Annotated in this window: 13 protein-coding genes; 8 read left to right on the top strand and 5 right to left on the bottom strand. The window is 49.3% G+C overall.

What is annotated here, in order from left to right; genetic code table 11:
* Positions 1-326: 326 nt before the first annotated feature.
* The 5 genes from spt (at position 327) to pflA (ending at position 8,074) form a co-directional block, all read left to right on the top strand.
* On the top strand, positions 327-1,547 hold the full coding sequence (gene spt / locus IX315_RS04345; RefSeq protein ID WP_018358102.1) for a serine palmitoyltransferase: 1,221 nt from the start codon (positions 327-329) through the stop codon (positions 1,545-1,547).
* Positions 1,544-2,524: an NAD-dependent epimerase/dehydratase family protein gene (locus tag IX315_RS04350; RefSeq protein ID WP_211837212.1), complete on the top strand. Its 981-nt coding sequence runs from the start codon at positions 1,544-1,546 to the stop codon at positions 2,522-2,524. Before spt ends, IX315_RS04350 begins: the two co-directional genes overlap by 4 nt.
* A gap of 236 nt (positions 2,525-2,760) precedes the next feature.
* Entirely contained in the window at positions 2,761-4,884 is a 2,124-nt protein-coding gene (locus IX315_RS04355; RefSeq protein ID WP_211837213.1) for a GDSL-type esterase/lipase family protein, read from the top strand.
* A 230-nt stretch (positions 4,885-5,114) separates the two neighbouring features.
* Entirely contained in the window at positions 5,115-7,334 is a 2,220-nt protein-coding gene (pflB, locus tag IX315_RS04360; protein WP_018358105.1) for a formate C-acetyltransferase, read from the top strand.
* 11 nt (positions 7,335-7,345) lie between these two features.
* A complete protein-coding gene (gene pflA, locus IX315_RS04365) occupies positions 7,346-8,074 on the top strand; it encodes a pyruvate formate-lyase-activating protein (RefSeq protein ID WP_026215615.1) in 729 nt (242 codons plus the stop codon).
* A gap of 407 nt (positions 8,075-8,481) precedes the next feature.
* On the opposite strand, the gene IX315_RS04370 is transcribed toward pflA, so the two are convergent.
* From IX315_RS04370 to IX315_RS04390, 5 genes are read right to left on the bottom strand one after another with little or no spacing between them, the layout of a single operon-like run.
* Complete coding sequence (locus tag IX315_RS04370; protein ID WP_026215616.1) at positions 8,482-9,735, bottom strand: MFS transporter; 1,254 nt, start codon at positions 9,733-9,735, stop codon at positions 8,482-8,484.
* A gap of 21 nt (positions 9,736-9,756) precedes the next feature.
* Complete coding sequence (locus IX315_RS04375) at positions 9,757-10,947, bottom strand: AGE family epimerase/isomerase (protein ID WP_018358108.1); 1,191 nt, start codon at positions 10,945-10,947, stop codon at positions 9,757-9,759.
* Between the two features lie 6 nt (positions 10,948-10,953).
* Positions 10,954-11,886 carry a dihydrodipicolinate synthase family protein gene (locus IX315_RS04380; protein ID WP_018358109.1) on the bottom strand — a complete coding sequence of 311 codons (933 nt, stop codon included), beginning with the start codon at positions 11,884-11,886 and terminating at the stop codon, positions 10,954-10,956.
* A gap of 28 nt (positions 11,887-11,914) precedes the next feature.
* Entirely contained in the window at positions 11,915-12,676 is a 762-nt protein-coding gene (locus tag IX315_RS04385; protein WP_211837214.1) for a creatininase family protein, read from the bottom strand.
* Positions 12,673-13,857, bottom strand: a complete 1,185-nt coding sequence (locus IX315_RS04390; RefSeq protein ID WP_018358111.1) for a hypothetical protein — start codon at positions 13,855-13,857, stop codon at positions 12,673-12,675. The genes IX315_RS04385 and IX315_RS04390 overlap by 4 nt, the downstream gene beginning before the upstream one ends.
* 546 nt (positions 13,858-14,403) lie before the next feature.
* On the opposite strand from IX315_RS04390, the gene IX315_RS04395 reads away from it, so the two are divergent.
* The 3 genes from IX315_RS04395 to dnaK all read left to right on the top strand — a co-directional run.
* A complete protein-coding gene (locus IX315_RS04395; protein ID WP_018358112.1) occupies positions 14,404-14,772 on the top strand; it encodes a DMT family protein in 369 nt (122 codons plus the stop codon).
* A gap of 72 nt (positions 14,773-14,844) precedes the next feature.
* The gene (locus IX315_RS04400; protein WP_244973088.1) at positions 14,845-17,820 is read left to right on the top strand and encodes a serine hydrolase domain-containing protein; all 2,976 of its coding nucleotides are present in this window, start codon (positions 14,845-14,847) and stop codon (positions 17,818-17,820) included.
* Between the two features lie 136 nt (positions 17,821-17,956).
* A partial coding sequence (gene dnaK / locus IX315_RS04405) for a molecular chaperone DnaK (RefSeq protein ID WP_211837215.1) occupies positions 17,957-19,858 on the top strand: 1,902 nt, incomplete at its 3' end.

The following is a 19,858-nucleotide window of genomic DNA, read 5'->3' on the forward strand; positions in this document are numbered from 1 at the left end:
CAAGGTTGGAACGATAAGTTTCCATCGACGGAAATAAAAGTTTCCACGGTTGGAAACCTACCTTTCCAACGACGGAAAATATTTTGGAACGCCTACTCATGGTGGGCGACAAGACTTCTAAAGCAAAAGCAATTTTATTAGTTTTTTCAAGGAATACTCTGTGCGCTCGCAGCCGACACGCTGCGGACGCATTTTAGTTGCATCGAAAGGCTAAAACAAAATACATATTATTATACTCACGATTTTATCTGCATATACGTGCAATTTACTGGATATAATTACTATATTTGCCCGCAGAATGTAATTTTATCCTTTTATATACAGACATGGAGCTACAAGCAACATTACAACAAAAGACTAAGGGCATACTTCAGGAACGAACAGAGCAGTACCGTGTACCGCAAGAGTTTATGGCGAAGGGCATATACCCTTACTTCCGAGAAACCACTAGCAAGCAAGAGCCAGAGGTGACCATGCAGGGGAAGAGGGTATTGATGTTCGGCTCCAATGCCTACACGGGTCTGACCAATCACCCCGAGGTAATCCTAGCTGGGCAGATGGCTATGGAGCTGTACGGCAGTGGCTGTGCGGGCTCTCGCTTCCTCAATGGCACGCTAGACCTTCATAATACTCTGGAGCGTAAGATGGCGGAGTTTATCGGAAAGGATGATGCACTTGTTCTCGCCACTGGCTTTACGGTCAATTCGGGTGTAATCCCTCAGCTCGTGGGGCGCAATGATTATATTCTATATGATAGCCGTGTACATGCTTCTATCATAGACGGTCGCAGGCTCGCCAGTGCGAAGTCTATCCGATTTAAGCACAACGATATGGAAGACCTAGAACGTCAGCTACAGAAGTGTAACCCCGAGGCACTCAAACTAATCGTGGTGGATGGTGTGTACTCTATGGAGGGCGATCTGGCACCACTCCCCGAGATTGTGGCGCTGAAGTATAAGTACAATGCCACCCTACTCGTAGACGAAGCGCACGGAGTGGGCGTATTCGGGCGCAATGGGCGTGGTATCTGTGACCATTACGGTGTGACCAAGGATGTAGACCTCATCATGGGGACTTTCAGTAAGTCACTTGCCTCTATCGGAGGCTTTGTGACTGCCGATGCTTCGGTCATCAACTATCTTCGCCACACCACACGTACCTATATCTTCTCCGCTTCATCATCTCCTGCCGCTACCGCTTGCGCACTCAAGGCGGTGGAGATACTAGAGCAAGAGCCCGAACGGATAGAGCAACTATGGACGGTGACCAATTATGCCCTCAAGCGCTTCCGCGAAGAAGGCTTCGAGATTGGCGACACGGCTTCACCTATAATCCCTCTCTACGTAAGGGATGTGGACAAAACCTTTGCGGTCACGAAGCTCGCTTTCGATAATGGCGTATTTATCAACCCCGTTATCCCTCCTGCCTGTGCGCCAGAGGATACCCTCGTGCGCTTTGCCCTCATGGCTACGCACTCTATAGAACAAGTAGAGCGGGCAGTGAAGATTCTAAAACTCTGCTTTAAGGAACTAGATATCATCCAATGACACCTTCTCCAAGGCTACTCCTTACAGGCGCCACAGGCTTCATAGGTCGCTACCTGCTCCAAGAGCTAAAGGATAGTGGCTATGAAGTGTGGGTGGCTGTGCGGAGCGAGAGTAATCGAAGGGGGCTCGAGAGTGAATCGATTGTGGAGGTAGACTATGGCTCTACAGCTCAGATGAAGAGCGCTTTTGAGGAGATTGGGGGCTTCGACTATGTGGTGCACAATGCAGGGGTTACGAAGTGCAGCCATCGGAGTACCTTTATGGAGGTCAATTATCGCAATACTACACGTCTGCTTAGGGCACTAGAGGCATTGGTTCGGCGCCCTAAGTGCTTCCTCTACATGAGTAGTATGAGTAGCTTCGCCCCCAATCTCACAGAGCAACCACTCCGAAGCGATAGCCCCCAACAGCCTATTACGGAGTATGGAAGGAGCAAACTGGCAGCGGAGAAGGCCATTGCTGCGTCGGTGATACCACACGTAATCCTCTGCCCGACAGGAGTGTATGGCAAAGGGGATCAAGACTATATCCTCTCCATTCAGACGATGAAGAGGGGCTTCAGCTTCGTATCGGGCACTACGCCACAGCTTCTTAGCTTTGTGCATGTACGTGATGTAGCAAGGGCGGTGAGCTTCTTACTCCAGCACCCTGAGAGCTATGGAATGCGTTACTTGCTGAGTGATGGTAGGGACTATACCGACCAAGACTTCACACAGATTGTGTCTCAACTCATAGGACGACGGGTGAGAGAGGTGCGTGTGCCGCTCCGATTGGTCAAACGAGCATGTTATATAGGGGATAAGCTCGGAAAGATTATCGGGAAACCCCTTGTGTTTAACCAAGACAAGTATCCGATTCTTGCCCAGCACAATTGGCTTTGCGACATCACTCCCCTCCTATCCCTCGGTTTCCAGCCACAGTATGACCTGAGAAGTGGTATCGCCGAAGCCTTGGGAATTACTTACAAATCCATCTAATCGATCTCTCCCGAAAAGAGAATCTATAGATAGAATTATTCCTAGAGATAGACTTAGTTATCTCTGGGAATAATTTTTTATTTGTACATGCAAATATATCTATCCCGCTCGGTACAAGAAAATTGAAGCATCCAGAGAAATCACTTCGGAAGTATAGACGACCTCAATGTGGGCTTGAATAAATCACTTATAATGAGTATTTTTGCTTGAAATAGATAATAATTAGTTTGAAAGATATGAGATTGATTCAGGCATTGTTTTTGTCTTTATTTGTGCTGTTGGGTAGCACAGGGAGTTGGGCACAGCAGAGCAAAAAGACGAGGGTAGCGTGTATAGGAGACTCTGTCACCGAGGGGATGGGGCTCAAGGATGCCAAGACGGAGAGTTATCCATCGGTGCTTCAGGGATTATTAGGTGATGATTATGAGGTACGCAACTTTGGGCACAGCGGCGCTACACTCCTCAAGAATGGGCACAACCCTTATGTTAAAACTCAGCAATATGCAGATGCAATGGCATTCCCTGCCGATATTGCGGTCATTCACTTGGGACTCAATGACACCGATCCTCGCAATTTCCCCTTTTACAGAGACCGGTTTAGGCAAGACTATGTCTGGTTGATTGATCAAGTGCGTAGCCTCAATCCCGATGTCGAGATTTATATCTGTAGTATGACCCCAATATTTACAGGGCATCAACGCTATACATCGAGCACTCAGGTGTGGCACAGTCTTTTACAAAAGGAGATTGAGCAGGTGGTGCAGGCGAGGAATGTACACTTTATCGACCTCAATAGGGCATTTGCGCACCGCCCTGATTTGATTACAGACCGCCCAACTTTGCACCCTAATAAGGCCGGTGCAGAGCTCCTAGCTAAGACGGTGTACCGGCACTTGACTGGAGACTTTGGAGGTTTCCGGATCTCTTCCATCTGGGGCAGTGGTATGGTATTGCAGCAGTCCAGTGCGATACAGATGGAGGGGATAGCGAACGCAGGCACTCCTATTACAGTAGAATGGAATGGGCAGAAGCTAAGCACGGTCTCAGGTGAAGACGGTAGGTGGAGCGTCATTATTTTGACGCCTAAGGGTAGCTACAAGAGCTATGAGATGACCATTAAGCATGGCAAAGAGACTACCCGCTTTACGGATATCTTGGTGGGTGAAGTATGGCTCGCCCTCGGGCAAAGTAATATGGAGTGGCACCTTGGTAATATCAATGGCGGGAAGGAGCTCGCAAAGAGTGCTGATGCCCAACGACCGCTACGCCTTTTTCATCTATGGGAATTGGCTCGCACCGATAATGTGGTTTGGAGTGATGAGGTGCTCCAGCGTGCTAACGAATTGGATTTTTACCACGGTAAATGGGGGAAAGATGCTGAGGAGGAGGCATTGTCATTCTCTGGAATAGGTTATGCTTTTGGGAGACAGTTGCAGGAGCAAATCGATGTACCTGTAGGTGTAGTGCAATTGGCAGTGGGAGGTAGTCCTCTTCTTTCATGGGTAAGTAGAGAGCGATTGATAGAGGACCCGTTTTTTCACGGATCTTTTGTCAATTGGCGAAGTACTGATTATATGATGCGATGGGCAAGGGAGCGTGCTACGACCAATTTGGGAGAGAAAAGTAAGGATTCTTTCCAAAGGCATAGTTACGATCCCTCTTTCAACTATGAGGCCGGACTCGTCCAGCTAGGTGAGATCCCATTTGCCGGGGCTCTATGGTATCAAGGGGAGAGCGATGCAGAAAATGCCGAGCTATACGCACGTCTCTTTCCACTATTGGTAGAAGACCTCAGGAGGTACCATGGCACATCTCTTCCGATTTACACGGTACAATTGAGTTCTATCGAGCGTACGCCTTGGCCCTGGTTTAGGTGGCATCAGGCTATGTTGGCAAGCGATCCTATAATCCCGGGTGTACACCTCGCCGTGTCGCACGATTATGGTGACCCTAACGACGTACACCCAAAAGAGAAGCTCCCGGTGGCAAATAGGCTTGTTGCCTTGGCATTACAATACAATTACCATAGAAATATTGTAGCAGACAGCCCGATACCATTGGGGATTAATAGAATTGGAGCAGATAAGTGGCGCATTGATTTTGTCCCTTCAAAAGGACGACTCGCCACCACCGACGGGAGTAGCTCAGTGAAAGGGTTGGAAGTCATTACCACTTCAGGAGAGCGCATAGAGGTCTCTGCCATTATCTCTAAAGATCAGCGCAGTCTCGAGGTGACGATTCCTGCTAATTCAGGTGCGACAGACGTAGTCTACGCGTGGGATCCTATAGTGGGACCAGAGTGTAATCTATGCTATGACGGTGCTCAACCTGCAGGCTCCTTCCGTCTTGAATTTAAATAGAGGCTTAGGTAAGCCCCTTATAGCCGCAGTAGATGTGGCGTAAGTAAATAGGAAACCCCCATCCGATAGATTATCGGATGGGGGTTCTTTTTGTCTATTCTAGGGTAGACCTGTTGCAATTCGCACGAATGGCAAATATTTAATCATACAAGCATTGCAACTAAACATTATATTTGATAACTTTGTATTGCAAATAAAGATATAAGGAATTTAAGATAAGGTATAATATCATGGATTTTAAGAAAGGTCGTTGGAATAGCGAGATCAATGTGAGGGACTTTGTCCTCCTAAATGTGACCCCTTATGATGGGGATGCATCGTTTCTCTCAGGAGCATCGGAACGGACTAAGCGTATATGGAGGCTATGCCTAGATGCTATCAAGGAGGAGCGTGCCAATAATGGTGTACGTTCTATAGATGCGGAGACAGTCTCTACCATCACATCACACGCTGCTGGCTATATCTCTAAGGAGGATGAATTGATTGTGGGGCTACAGACAGACGAATTGCTACGTCGCTCAATCAAACCATACGGAGGCATCAGTGTTGTACGCAAGGCTTGTGAAGAGAATGGGGTAGAGCTATCTCCTAAGGTGTTGGATATCTTCACTCATTATGCTAAGACACACAATGAGGGAGTATTCGATGCCTATACAGATGAGATTCGCAAGTTTCGTTCGCTCGGGTTCTTGACAGGTCTGCCTGATAACTATGCTCGTGGTCGAGTGATAGGGGACTATCGTAGGCTTGCGCTCTACGGTCTTGATCGCCTCATTGAAGCGAAGGAAGCAGACTTGGCTACGCTTACCAGCCCGATGACAGAAGCTCGTGTGCGGCTACGTGAAGAGGTACGCATGCAGATTAAGGCACTTTATGCGATAAAGGAGCTGGGCAATATCTATGGACTTGACCTTTCTCGCCCGGCAGAGTCGGCTCAGGAGGCAGTGCAGTGGGTGTATATGGCATATCTAGCAGCGGTGAAGGAGCAAGACGGCGCTGCGATGTCATTGGGCAATGTCTCATCTTTCTTGGATATTTATATTGAGTATGATTTACAAAAGGGTAATATCACCGAGGAGTTTGCTCAAGAGTTAATCGACCAGTTTGTGATTAAGCTGAGGATGGTGCGTCATCTCCGCATGAATAGCTACAACGAAATCTTTGCCGGCGATCCCACTTGGGTCACTGAGTCTATTGGAGGTCGCCTGTCGGATGGTCGTCACAAGGTGACTAAGACATCGTTCCGCTTTATCCAGACGCTCTATAACCTCGGCCCAAGTCCCGAGCCCAACATGACTGTCCTCTGGGCGCAAGATCTTCCTCAGGGCTTCAAAGACTTCTGCGCTCAGGCCTCTATCGATACTTCTAGTATCCAGTACGAAAATGATGATCTCATGCGTGGGACTCGTGGTTCTGACGACTATGGCATCGCTTGCTGTGTTTCTTTCCAGGAGATAGGCAAGCAGATCCAATTCTTCGGCGCACGAGCCAATCTTGCCAAGGCGCTTCTGCTCGCTATCAATGGTGGGCGCTGTGAAAATACGGGGAAGGTTGTAATAGACTGTATTCCAGAACTTAAGAGTGATATCTTGGACTTCGAGGAGGTGATGAGCAACTATCGCCTTGTACTTAGAGAAGTGGCAAGAGTGTACAACGATGCGATGAATATCATCCATTACATGCACGATAAGTACTACTACGAAAAAGCACAGATGGCATTTATCGATACCAATCCCGCAATCAATCTCGCTTACGGAGCAGCTGGACTATCGATTGTTGCCGACTCGCTCTCGGCTATCAAGCACGCACAAGTACGTGTAGAGCGCAATGCAGATGGTCTCTCGACAGCCTTTCACACAGAGGGCGAATATCCCTGCTTTGGCAATGATGATGACCGTGTAGATAGTATAGCTACGAATATTGTAGATATTTTCATGGGACAACTTAGAGATCTTCCAATCTATAAGAATGCAGAGCCTACGCTATCTATCCTCACCATTACGTCCAACGTAATGTATGGCAAGAAAACGGGAGCTACCCCCGACGGTCGTAGCGCAGGCGTTGCCTTTGCTCCGGGAGCCAATCCAATGCACGGACGTGACCAGAGAGGTGCGATTGCGTCGCTCTCTTCGGTCTCAAAGATCAATTATGAAAACTCCCTCGATGGAGTGAGCAATACCTTTAGTATCGTACCACACTCTCTTGGTTCTAATGCAGAGGAGCGTGTAGAAAACCTTGTGAGTATGATGGATGGTTACTTCTCTAAAGAAGCGCACCACCTCAACGTAAACGTGCTCAATCGTGCGATGCTCGAAGACGCAATGGAGCACCCGGAGAATTATCCCCAACTCACAATCCGTGTATCGGGCTATGCGGTCAATTTTGTACAGCTCAGCCGTGAACACCAGTTAGAGGTAATCTCCAGAAGCTTCCATGAGCGTATGCGTTGATAACTACAATCATGATTAGAGTACATTCGTACGAATCTATGGGGACATTCGACGGGCCGGGGCTCCGGCTCGTCGTATTTCTCCAAGGATGCAATTTTAAGTGCGCCTTCTGTGCCAATCCGGATACCATAGCTTTTGAAGGGGGTAAGGAGACAGACCCACAGGAGATCCTCGACTTAGCACTGAGCCAGAAGGCGTTCTTTGGTCGGCGTGGGGGGATTACCTTTTCAGGAGGCGAACCGATGCTACAGGCTCGTCAGCTCTTGCCTTTATTCAGGCAACTCAAGGAACACGACATCCACATTGTGGTAGATACCAATGGTTCGTTTCTCAATGATGATGTCAAAGCGCTACTTGAGCACACAGATATGGTGCTACTAGATGTAAAGGCAGTGGACGAGACCAAGCACAGACACCTCACCGAAGCACGCAATATAAATGTTCGTCGAATGGCAGAATACTTGGAGCGGCAGGGTATTCCCATGCGCCTCCGCTGTGTGATGGTGCCGGGCTACAATGATTCTCCAGAGGATATCCGTCTTATTGGAGAGCAGTATAGCGGCTTCACCAATATTGATAGGGTCGAGGTGCTTCCTTATCACACTTTTGGAGTACACAAGTATAAGTCACTAGGTTGGGTATATCGTCTAGAGGGGCTTACGGAGCATGCCCCCGAAGAGGTCGCCCTCCTGATCCAGGAGTTTGAGAAGTATTTCCCCTTAGTCTGGGCTCAATCGTGATGGCTTAGTATCTATATTCAAAGGTCATCAATAGGAGGTGGGCGTCCCTCCAAAGTTTGTTTGCATCTTATAGTCCAGTTGGACATTAAATACCCCTTGCGCCTTCAAGGTTAGAGGGATCAATAGCAATAATAGAGGCAATAATTCTTTTCATAAAGAGCAAAACTTAGGTAAGTACAATAATAATGAACAAAAGTCTAAGAAACGAATGTAAGACATTTTTTTGAAACTTCAAAATTATAAGCGTTCATTGGCTTTTGGAGTGTTGTGATAACTAAAGATATTGCATGACAAAAATAATCATATAATATTTCAATGTTAGGACAACGGAGATGGTACAATACAACAAATCGGGGCTATGCTGAACCATCCAGCATAGCCCCGATTGTTGTATAATATATAGCGTATTACTTTTGGTAAAACTCCTGATTGGTCATATCGATAGCCTTAGGCCTTAGGAATACAATCTGGAGGATAAGTGCCAATAGCACCACACCTGCGAGTACGGCGAAGCCAATGCCAAGGTGTCCCTCTTGTGCCCAAGCACCGAGTACTTGCGTCACTACTGCACCAGCAAGCACGCCCACAAAGTTCATGAAGCCGTATGCCGTGCTCCGCAGACTATCGGGTACAAACTGACAAAGGATAGGCATGTTATTGGCATCGAATAGACCATAGCCAATACCGAAACAAAGTGCTGCACCCACGATAGCCAAGGTAGTACTACCGATACCTACGAGGACTAGAGCGGGAATGGTAAATGCCAATCCTATCGCACTTGTATATACACGCCCACGGAGGTTGCTCATTACCCACTTATCGCTCAGTACGCCACCAATGATGACGCCCACCAGACTGCTTGCCGCAATGGATATGGTACTCATAGGTCCAGCCTGCATCATATCCACGCCCAAATTCTCTGCGAATAGAGTGGGCAACCAGTTGCGCACCGCCCAGCCTGGGAGACTAGGGGCGGCAAACATCACTAGGATAACCCAAAAGGCTGGCGTGCCGAATAGTCGCTTCAGCCCAGTCATCACCGGCACCTTAGCTACCACGACATCCGCAGTTGCCTTCTTTCCACTTACAGTGCGCTTATCCATCAATACAATTGAGAGCAGCACGGCATATGCAACACCGATAACACCGAACCAGTGGAACGTCTCTTGCCAACTGAGATGGTGCGCCACAGTGGCGCCAAAGCCACCCAAGGCTTGTCCTAGATAGAGCCCTATCATGTGGATACCAGTAGCAAGCGAACGAGTCTTGCCCGTATGATACTCCGTGATAAGAGCCAGTCCCGCAGGGATATATAGTGCCTCGCTCACACCCATAATGGCACGAAGTACCAGCATCTGCTCAAAGGTGGTACAGAAACCCATGCCTAGGGTAATCGCACTCCATACCCCTAGGCTCCCTACAATAATCCATTTACGACTAAAACGGTCGGCAAAGCCACCCGCTACAGGACTAAGGAATGCGTAGATCCAGAGGAATACCGCCATAAGCATACCGAAGTTCTCCATATCCTGGAGCGCTTGGATATCCACAGCGATACTCTCGCGCATAGTAGAGAGTACCTGACGATCTAGGTAGTTGAGTAGCGCTACCATACTCAGTAGCACTACCACCAGCCAAGCATACCACTTACTCTCTTTGATGTGTCTGACGTCTGCCATAGTTTACTTCCTAAGAGTAGTTATCTCATCACACAGGAGCGATGCCTTTACAAGCATACGAGGGATATGGAAAGGACCCTTAAAAATATTTCCCTTGGCAGGCTGAGCCACAGTACCATCACGATGCAGATAGCCGTACCACTCGGGATACTCCTTATCCTTCAAGTGCTTCCAAGCCCAATCATCTACCTTCTGGTACCAGTCTACATACTTCTCATCTCCCGTAAGGATATAGGCATAAAGGGTAGCTATCTGTGCTTCGGTCTGTGGCCACCAGAACTTCATATCCTGCGAATAGTCTTGTGCAGGGAAGCCCTTGCAGTCACGGAAGTTGATGATACCACCATGTACCTCGTCCCAACCCCACTTCCACGCATCATCGAGTATCGTAGTAGAGAAGTCACGCATCTCCTTGGCACAAGAGAGGTTCGGCATTAGGCGACTCGCCTCCATTAGGAACCATGCAGTCTCGATACAGTGACCAGGATTGATAACCCGACCATTGAGGGTATCAATCATCTCTCCCTCAGGAGTTACCATCTCCAGTACGCAATTATACTTAGGCTGATAGAGCTTGTCCTTGATAAGGCGGAAGCTCTCCTCCACTTGCTTAGCTAGGCGCTCATCCTCGGTGACCTGCGAGAGCACCACCGCCACATTGAGCATAATCATCGTAATGCTATGCCCCACCGCCTCTAGCGAAGGTAGATACTTAGGCTCCAGCATTCCAGGAGTAGCCAGCCACTGTTGTACTTTGAAGAATAGATTGAGTGCCTTCTCGGCATAGCTCTTATCACCCGTTGCCTTGGCATATTCAGCCCAAGCGATGATTGCGAAGCTCTCCGAGAACACATACCGACGCTTCCTAAGTGGCGTACCATCGCGCTTCACCTCGAAGTACATACGTCCGTCCTTGGGGTCGAAGCAGTATTGCTCCATAAAGTCGAGTATTTGCTTGCTCGCCTCCAAGTACTCGGGGCGTTGTGCTACATTATTGTAGGCATAGGCGAAGGTAAAAGCAGAGCGCCCTTGGAACCATACCGACTTAGTCTCGTCCATCAAGACGCCATCCCTATCAAGACAGGTAAGCATCCCACCATACTCTCGATCCAGACCGTGCTCCAACCAAAATGGGAGGATACCCTCCGTAAGCTCAGAGCGATAGCGCTGAGCTTGTTTTCCGAAGTCTATCATACGAACTTACTTAACCGCAACGTCGAAGAACTTAATAGCCTCTAGCTCCCTCCTTATTGCCTCCGACTCCACTGGCTCTATCGTACGGAATGGGATGCGGTTAGGACCAAGGTCTAGCCCTAGGAGCTTCATGATATGCTTACCAGCTACAATATTGCCACGGTACTTAGCAATCACGTTGATAACGTCCTGAGCATAGTTCTGATGCTTCACCGCCTCATCGATATTGCCCTTATTCCACTCCTCGATAATGCTCACCAAGCCACGCCCATTGTAGTTGGCAGTTCCGCTGATACCCCCTTGGGCACCACCCATCACGAGACCAGAAAGAATCGTCTCGTCTTGACCATGCAGCATATCGAACTTTCCACCCTCATAGAGCATGCACTGGTTGTACTCATATAGACTCTCGTAGGTGTACTTGATGCCTGCGAAGTTAGGAATCTTACCATCTACATACTTCAGGAAGTCTACCATGCTCAGATAAGCCCCATTGAATACAGGGATATGATAGAAATAGAATGGAAGCTCAGGTGCACCCTCAGCAATCTGAGCACAGTAAGCAGCTAGCTCCTCTACCCTACCTACCTTTGGGAATGGAGGTGCCATAGCTCCAATACCATATACGCCTAGGGCTTGAGCATGCTCCGCAAGCTTGCGGCTACTCTTTACACAAGTAGAACCCACATGCACGATCACCTTGAAATTATCCCACGCCTTAGTAGCATTGTGCCAAGCCTCAGCCAACTGCATGCGCTCCTCATCCGTAAGCATATACCCTTCGCCAGAAGAACCATTGATAAATACCCCTACGAGACCATTCTTCCTAAGTAGCTCTGCGTACTGTGGAATCACACTGACATTTACCTCCTTACCATCAGCGGTAAAAGGGGTAAAGGGAGCCACCAATAGGCCCTTAATCTTTTCAAACTTTGCCATAATCTTTTCTTACTAATATATTGTGTAATTATTCTTCGTACAGTTCATCGCCCTCCACGAGTTCTACCAGAAGCTGGGCTATCTCACGAGCACAAGCCTCGGCAAAGGCTTTTCCCTTCTCGGGGGTTGCCTTGCGTGGATCTCCAACACCCGTATCTTCGGTCACATCCAGCCAGTTACGAGGCGTCCAAGCAATACCTTTTCTCAGCCCCTCCACAGCCCAGCCATGTTGCTTACCCTCACCAGCGCGCTCTAGTTCTACCAATTCAGGGAAATAGTGCATCATCACCGAGGTTTCCAACTCGTGTGCATGCTCTCCGTCCATCTCGAAGTACTCCTTCTCGGGTGCCGCTTTCCACCACTCCGCAGATAGGATCAGGAAGTCGGGATAGTCCACAGCGAGGTCGCGAATCATATTCTTGAAGCTATTGCCACCATGACCATTGAGAATCAGAAGTATATTTATACCTTGCTCATCTAGGCTCTCCACGATGTCGCTCAGAATCCCCGCCTGAGTCTCATACCGAGTATGGATACAGAAAGGCAACTCCCTCTGCCCTGGGTTTTGTGCGCCAAAGGGTACAGGGGGCAGCACCATCGTGTGTACATCCTTTTCCCAAGCTAGGCGGGCGGCATCCAGCCCTATCGCCTGCGATAGATAGCAGTCGGTAAGATAAGGCAAGTGGTAGTTGTGGGGTTCGGTAGCCCCCCAAGGCAAAATAGCTATATGGTATTCCTCTTTCCGTACCCGTCCATAATTGGTGGTACTCAAGTCATAATCTTTTATCATAATATCTGTCTCCAAGCATTGAAAGTCCGTACCCCAGGTTTGCGCTCTCCGCCAATCACCGTAGCAGCTTCGGGCGAAACGGCAAGCACAGCACCTGCCGTAGCTAGCGCATTATCTGTCGCCACAATCTCCCAACCATTTGTCTCCGGTATAAAGCGAATAATATGTGGCATAAAGTGGTAATCCTCCTCCTTCATACTCATATAGGCTTTGCCCTCCTCGGCGTACCTATCTAGGAGCGCTTCGTTGCCCTCCTTGGTAGCAATAGCTTTATTGAACCCGCGCATAATAGCAGGCTCAAAGACCTCCCAGTCTACACCACCAACCACATACACCTGCTTTGTGGTTGGTTCCACAGCCACCGTGCTTCCCACGAAGAGGAGCTTACGCCCATTTTCTAAAGTAGGACGCTCCGCTACCAATTCCCACTGAGGGGACTCGGCATGGATGCTGATGCGATAAGCCTTTTCGTGCATATAGGGGGGCTGCTCAAGCCCTACGGCAGGACGGTGACCTCCGAAGATATAGAAATAGCCATCGAGGATAAAGCTCACGCACTGAATACGTGCACCATCGGGCAGCGCAGCAAGCGTATGATGCTCGCCCGTCTTGATATTGACCTGAACCAAACTATCCATTGGCACACCATCAGCCACCCATCCACCGGCTAGATAAAGGCTATCGCCAGAGTAAGCGCCACTACCTTCGAACCAACCAGAGGGCAGCTTAGTATCGAGCAACTTCACACCCTCCGCGGTCACCTCATGAATGGTATCATACGCCTTTGTGCCATCCGAACCACCGACGAAGTAGAGGCGCTTGCCATCACTGCTAGGGATAGAAGTGCCGTAAGCAATAGGAGCGACCAACTCACCTATCCTTCTGGTCTCTCCGTCTCTCAGTCCGTAAACCGAACGGTAATACTTCTTTGTTCCCCCCTCGCTTGGACCTTTATCAGGGAAGTTGCACCCTCCGCCATAAATAGTCCACTCACCCAGAGCACCTCCAAATGCACCCGACACCCCTTTGGTAAAACCAGCCTCTGGATAAAGGCTTGTTTCCGTACTGATCGCCAACTTCTGTAGCATCTTCACCTCTTCTTTCTTATGTTCACACCCACACCCTGCCAGACCTACAATCCATATCGTAATAAGCCCGAGGGCAATAAAGCACCTATTCATAAATAAATTACTAATCTTACCGACCAGACAAATCTACCCAAAATTTCTCATACCGATAGCAAAAATAATAGCCTGAGAGAAGTAGAGAAGAAAAAAATCATACCCGTACCTCGTTGACCTGCCTAGGCAGACCCCACGACCATTTAATATATACTAATCACCACAATTAGTATATATTAAATTACTCATTTAGTATATATTAAACTGGTCAATTAATATATATTAAATGGTCTTGGGGTATAGCGAGAGCGGTCAACGAGTAGGCATGAAAGGTTTTTCGCCCTTACAGTATCCGTCTTTTCCCGAATAGGGTTGACTTTTTTGGGACAATCCTACTATCTACTTGACCTTATGTGCCTGTGGTATCACTGACCTATTGACTCCCATTTCCTAATTTACTTGACTATGCCCACTAAGTGGCTGACTATTTCAGCGCATTACAGGGTATCTTTCCCTAAATCTATTGTCCATTATGGGGCACTCTAGAATAGCGGTAAGGATTTGGTAACTTTGTTGCCTGTAACTTCACACATATATTATACAGCTATGAATCCTTGGATGACAATTGGTCTACTAGTGATCTCAAATATCTTTATGACCTTCGCTTGGTACGGACACGTCAAGCTGGAGCAAATAAAAGTATTTACCAATGCCACACCTCTCTACCTCATCATATTACTGAGTTGGGGACTAGCGTTATTGGAATACGCTTTCCAGATCCCCGCCAATCGCTACGGCTTTGTGGGCAATGGCGGTGCTTTCTCACTGATGCAGCTCAAAGTGGTTCAGGAGGTTATCTCTATCACGGTGTTCACTATCTTCTCCGTGATCTTTTTTAGAGGCGAACCGCTGCAGTGGAACCATTTCGCGGCATTTGTCTGTCTGATACTGGCCGTCTACTTTGTCTTTAAGTAGTCCGCTCCGTGGCATATAGAGTACAGACTTGATAGGGGTGATGCGTACCACTATTATTCGTATATTTGGGGTATGAAAGGAATAAACATAATTTGGGGCGCAGTAATAGCGCTAATAGGGATAACGACAGCGGAGGCTGGCACTCCGCCAATGATGATGCGGGATAACCAAAAAGCGGATGCCGCTTGGGCTTATGCCGATAGTGCTATGCAGGGGATGAGCGACGAGCAGATGCTGGCTCAGCTGATTATGCCCATGATATGGCCAAAGGAGGATAGCAAATCTATCGCAGCTTGGGATAAACTTGTGGAGAAAGGGTTTGGCGGTGTGCTGTGGCAGAAAGGCGAACCTTCGGCTCAGCTTCGGCTGACCAATCGCATGCGAGAACGTGCCCAGCTACCGATGCTAGTGGCAATGGATGGCGAATGGGGGCTCTCCATGAGACTCTCAGGTACGATCTCATGGCCTAGGAACATGGTGGTGGGTGCTACGGACAACCTGCTGACCATCTTTGAATACGGCAGGAAGACAGCCGAAGAGGCGCACAGGATGGGTATCCATGTCAATTTTGCACCTGTGGCAGATGTCAATAATAATCCTGCTAATCCTGTCATAGGCACCCGCAGTTTTGGTTCCGACCCTACGAGAGTGGCACGCCAAGTGGTGGCGTATGCCCAAGGGCTGGAGAGCCAAGGCGTATTATCGGTGGCGAAGCACTTCCCAGGGCATGGCGATACCAACGTAGACTCCCACAAAGCAGTACCCACCATTAAGCACAACCGCTCTAGGCTAGAGCAGGTGGAGCTACTGCCATTTCAGCAATATATCAATAGTGGGCTGGGGGGCATGATGACGGGGCACCTCTCGGTGCCTGCGCTGGACAGCAGCAAGCAAGTGGCAAGTGCGAGCCGCTTGATTACCACCGGGCTTTTGCAAGAAGGGCTAGGCTTCGAGGGACTCATCTTTACCGATGGGCTTGCCATGCAGGGTGCCATCGACGCCACCAGTGGCAAGTCCTTGGCTGTAGAGGTATTCAATGCCGGCAATGATATACTCCTAGCTCCTGCCGACCCTTATCGTACGTTGGCAGACCTTAGGCAAGCCCTCAAGGGCAAGAAGATAGAGCGCTCCGAGGTGGAGCGAAAGTGCCGCAAGGTACTCGCTTGGAAGTATCTATTGGGAGCCAATGACCACAGTCCCATCTCGGCGACCAACCTATCGGCAGACCTCAATAACGGCAAGAGCAAAGCGCTACTCGAGACTATTTATGAGGAGAGCATGACCCTCCTAAAGAATAACGGCAACACCCTACCCCTAGGCACCAGAGGTTCGCTTGCACTGCTCCGCTATGGCAATAATGGTACAGGTACTCTATTCTCCGAGCTACAGAGCAAACACGGCGTAAAGGCTTACGACCTTAGCCTTAGTGCTGGAGCAGGAGCACGCAATACGACCTATAAAAACCTTAGGAGTGCCGACCATATTGTGGTGGCAATCACTTCGGACAAGGCAAGACCCGATGCAGGGCTGGGACAATTGGCTCGGGACAAAGAGGTAACCCTAGTCTTTATGACCTCGGCTTATACAGCATTGCACTTCAAGGAGGTGATCGCTTTTGCCAAGGCGGTAGCTATCGGCTACGATGCTAAGGACCCTGCACAGCGTGCTATGGGGAAAGCGCTCAATGGGGTACTACCATTTAGAGGCACCTTACCTGTAGACCTACCCCCTATATATAAAGTGGGTGCTGGCATTGTTACAGAACCGGCTGTGCTTACGTTTGCTAAGCCAGAGGAGGTAGGGCTGAGTAGCATGATTCTCTCAGGCATAGACAAGATAGCAGAGGAGGGGCTCGCCAAGGGGGCTTACCCTGGCTGCCAAATCCTCGTAGCAAAGGGCGGCAAGGTAGTCTATAGCAAAGCCTTTGGGTATAAGGATGCTCGGAAACAAGAACCCAATACCACGGCAACACTCTACGACTTGGCCAGTATCACGAAAGCGGCAGTGACCACACCGCTTATCATGATAGCCGAGGATGAGGGTCTACTGAGGACAACCGACAGAATAGGTACCCACTTGAACTATCTCAAGGGGAGTGACAAGGAGGAGGTTCGTATTTCAGACCTCCTTCATCATATAGCCGGTATGCCAGCGGTCATCAACTTCTACCTCTCGCTGATAGACGAGCAGAGCTACGCCTCGCCCCTGATTACATACTCGAGGAAGGAGGGATTCCCGATTCAGATAGCGCGCAAGGCTTGGGCTCGTAGGGGGTGGCGCTTCCTCCCCACGCTAGTACAGGAAACGAAGAGCGACCAGTTCCCCATCCGTATGGCGGAAGGGCTTTTCCTCAGTACCTCAGTGCGGGAGATGATGAGGGGGGAGATACGTGATGCCAACCGCCGAAAAGGTGGCTATAGGTATAGCGATATCGACTTCCTCTTGCTCCAAGACATTCTAGAGGCGAAGTATCAGAAGCCTTTGGATCAGCTATTTTACGAGAAGATAAGTCGCCCACTAGGTGAAGGGCGAATTACCTTCAACCCTCTAGAGCGTTTCGCTCCCGAGGAGATTGCCGAGGGGCAGAAAGACGACTTCCTCCGGCGTCAGACCCTTCGTGGTGATGTAGACGACGAGGCTGCGGCTATGCTCGGTGGCGTGTCGGGTAATGCTGGGCTTTTTAGTAATGCCGAATCGCTGTTCCCCGTGGTACAGACCCTACTCGATGGTACTTATGGAAACAAAAGAGTGATGAAGACGCCCACGGTGAAGATGTTTACCAGCGCAAGACACAGCGCATCGCCGTATGCTCTGGGGTTCGACAGACATAGAGGCAGAGGCAAGGTGGGGAATGTAGCAGATATTGCACCCCTGAGTACCTTCGGGCACACAGGCTTTACGGGCACTTGCTTCTGGGTAGATCCGGAGCATGAGATCGTCTATATCTTCCTCTCCAATAGGACGGCACCCACCCGTTGGAATACCAAACTCTCTCAGCTGGATATTCGTACCCGCATCCAAGAGACCATTTACAAGGCTCTACAGTAGGGAGCCGGTAGCCATAATAGACCAAGGAGCGACCTCCGTGCGCTGTCAAGTGTGACACTTTTGTCAGACTTAGGCAGGTGGCACGGAGGTTGCTCTTATTGTAACAGAAATAACAACATATATATTAGAATAGAACATGGGAAAGATAATTGGTATAGACTTGGGTACAACGAACTCTGTTGTAGCTGTACTTGAGGGTAACGAACCGGTGGTAATCACCAATAGCGAGGGCAAGCGCACGACTCCTAGTGTGGTAGCCTTTGTACAGGATGGCGAGCGTAAGGTGGGTGATCCTGCAAAGCGCCAAGCCATCACTAATCCAGAGCACACTGTGTACTCTATCAAGAGATTTATGGGCGAGCGCTTCTCTCACGTCGCTGAGGAGGCACACCGTCTACCTTACAAGCTAGTAGCAGGCGAGAATGATACGCCTCGTGTAGATATCGACGGAAGGCTCTACACCCCTCAGGAGATCTCGGCAATGACGCTTCAGAAGATGAAGAAGACAGCTGAGGACTACCTAGGTACTGAGGTAACCGACGCAGTTATCACCGTACCAGCTTACTTTAGCGATGCTCAGAGGCAGGCAACTAAGGAGGCAGGTGAGATTGCTGGGCTCAAGGTACTACGTATTGTGAATGAGCCTACGGCTGCTGCCCTTGCTTATGGTTTGGACAAGAGCAATAAGGATATGAAGATTGCGGTATTCGACCTCGGCGGTGGTACTTTCGATATCTCTATCCTTGAGCTGGGCGATGGCGTATTTGAGGTACTCTCAACCAACGGTGATACCCACCTCGGTGGTGACGACTTCGACCACGTGATTATCGACTGGCTGGCAGAGGAGTTTAAGAACGATGAGGGACTTGACCTCCGTAAGGATCCTATGGCACTACAGCGCCTAAAGGAAGCTGCTGAGAAGGCAAAGATTGAGCTCTCTAGCTCTACCAGCACAGAGATCAACCTACCTTATATCATGCCGGTAGACGGAGTGCCAAAGCACTTGGTACGCACACTGAGCCGCGCTAAGTTCGAGCAGCTAAGCGATAAGTATATCAATGCTTGCCGTATCCCTGTAGAGCAGGCGCTCAAGGATGCTGGTCTGTCTGCTTCGGATATCGATGAGGTAATCCTCGTAGGTGGTTCTACTCGTATCCCTGCAGTACAGGAGTTGGTAGCTAAGATATTTGGCAAGGAGCCTTCAAAGGGTGTAAACCCAGATGAGGTAGTGGCTCTAGGTGCAGCTATCCAAGGTGGTGTGCTGAGTGGCGATGTAAAGGATGTGCTGCTGCTGGATGTAACTCCGCTCTCTCTTGGTATCGAGACTATGGGCGGCGTGATGACGAAGCTCATCGATGCAAATACCACAATCCCAACCAAGAAGTCACAGACCTTTACCACGGCTACAGATAACCAGCCAAGCGTAGAGATACATGTACTTCAGGGTGAGCGCCCAATGGCGAAGGACAATAAGAGCCTCGGGAAGTTTAACCTCGACGGTATTCCACCAGCCCAACGCGGTGTGCCACAGATTGAGGTGACTTTCGATATCGATGCCAATGGTATTGTAAACGTTTCGGCTAAGGATAAGGGCACAGGCAAGGAGCAGAAGATCCGTATCGAGGCTTCGAGTGGTCTATCGGACGCTGATATCGAGCGTATGAAGGCGGAGGCACAGGCCAATGCTGAGAGCGATAAGAAGGAGCGCGAGCGTGTGGATAAGATCAATGAAGCCGATAGCGTTATCTTCCAGACCGAGAAGCAGCTCGCTGAGCTTGGCGACAAGTTGCCAGCAGATAAGAAGGGTCAGATTGAGGAAGCACTCAATAAGCTAAAGGATGCCCACAAGGCACAGGATGTAGCGCTTATTGATACTGCACTCAATGGTCTGAATAGCCTAATGCAGCAGATGAGTGCCGAGATGTACGCCCAGACGGGTGGCGATGCAGGACAAGCTGGTCCAGACATGAGCGGTACTAACAATAGCCAGAGCCAAAGCAATAATGGCAATGACGATGTTACCGATGCCGACTTCGAG

Source organism: Porphyromonas levii, from assembly GCF_018206105.1.
Lineage (GTDB): Bacteria > Bacteroidota > Bacteroidia > Bacteroidales > Porphyromonadaceae > Porphyromonas_A > Porphyromonas_A levii.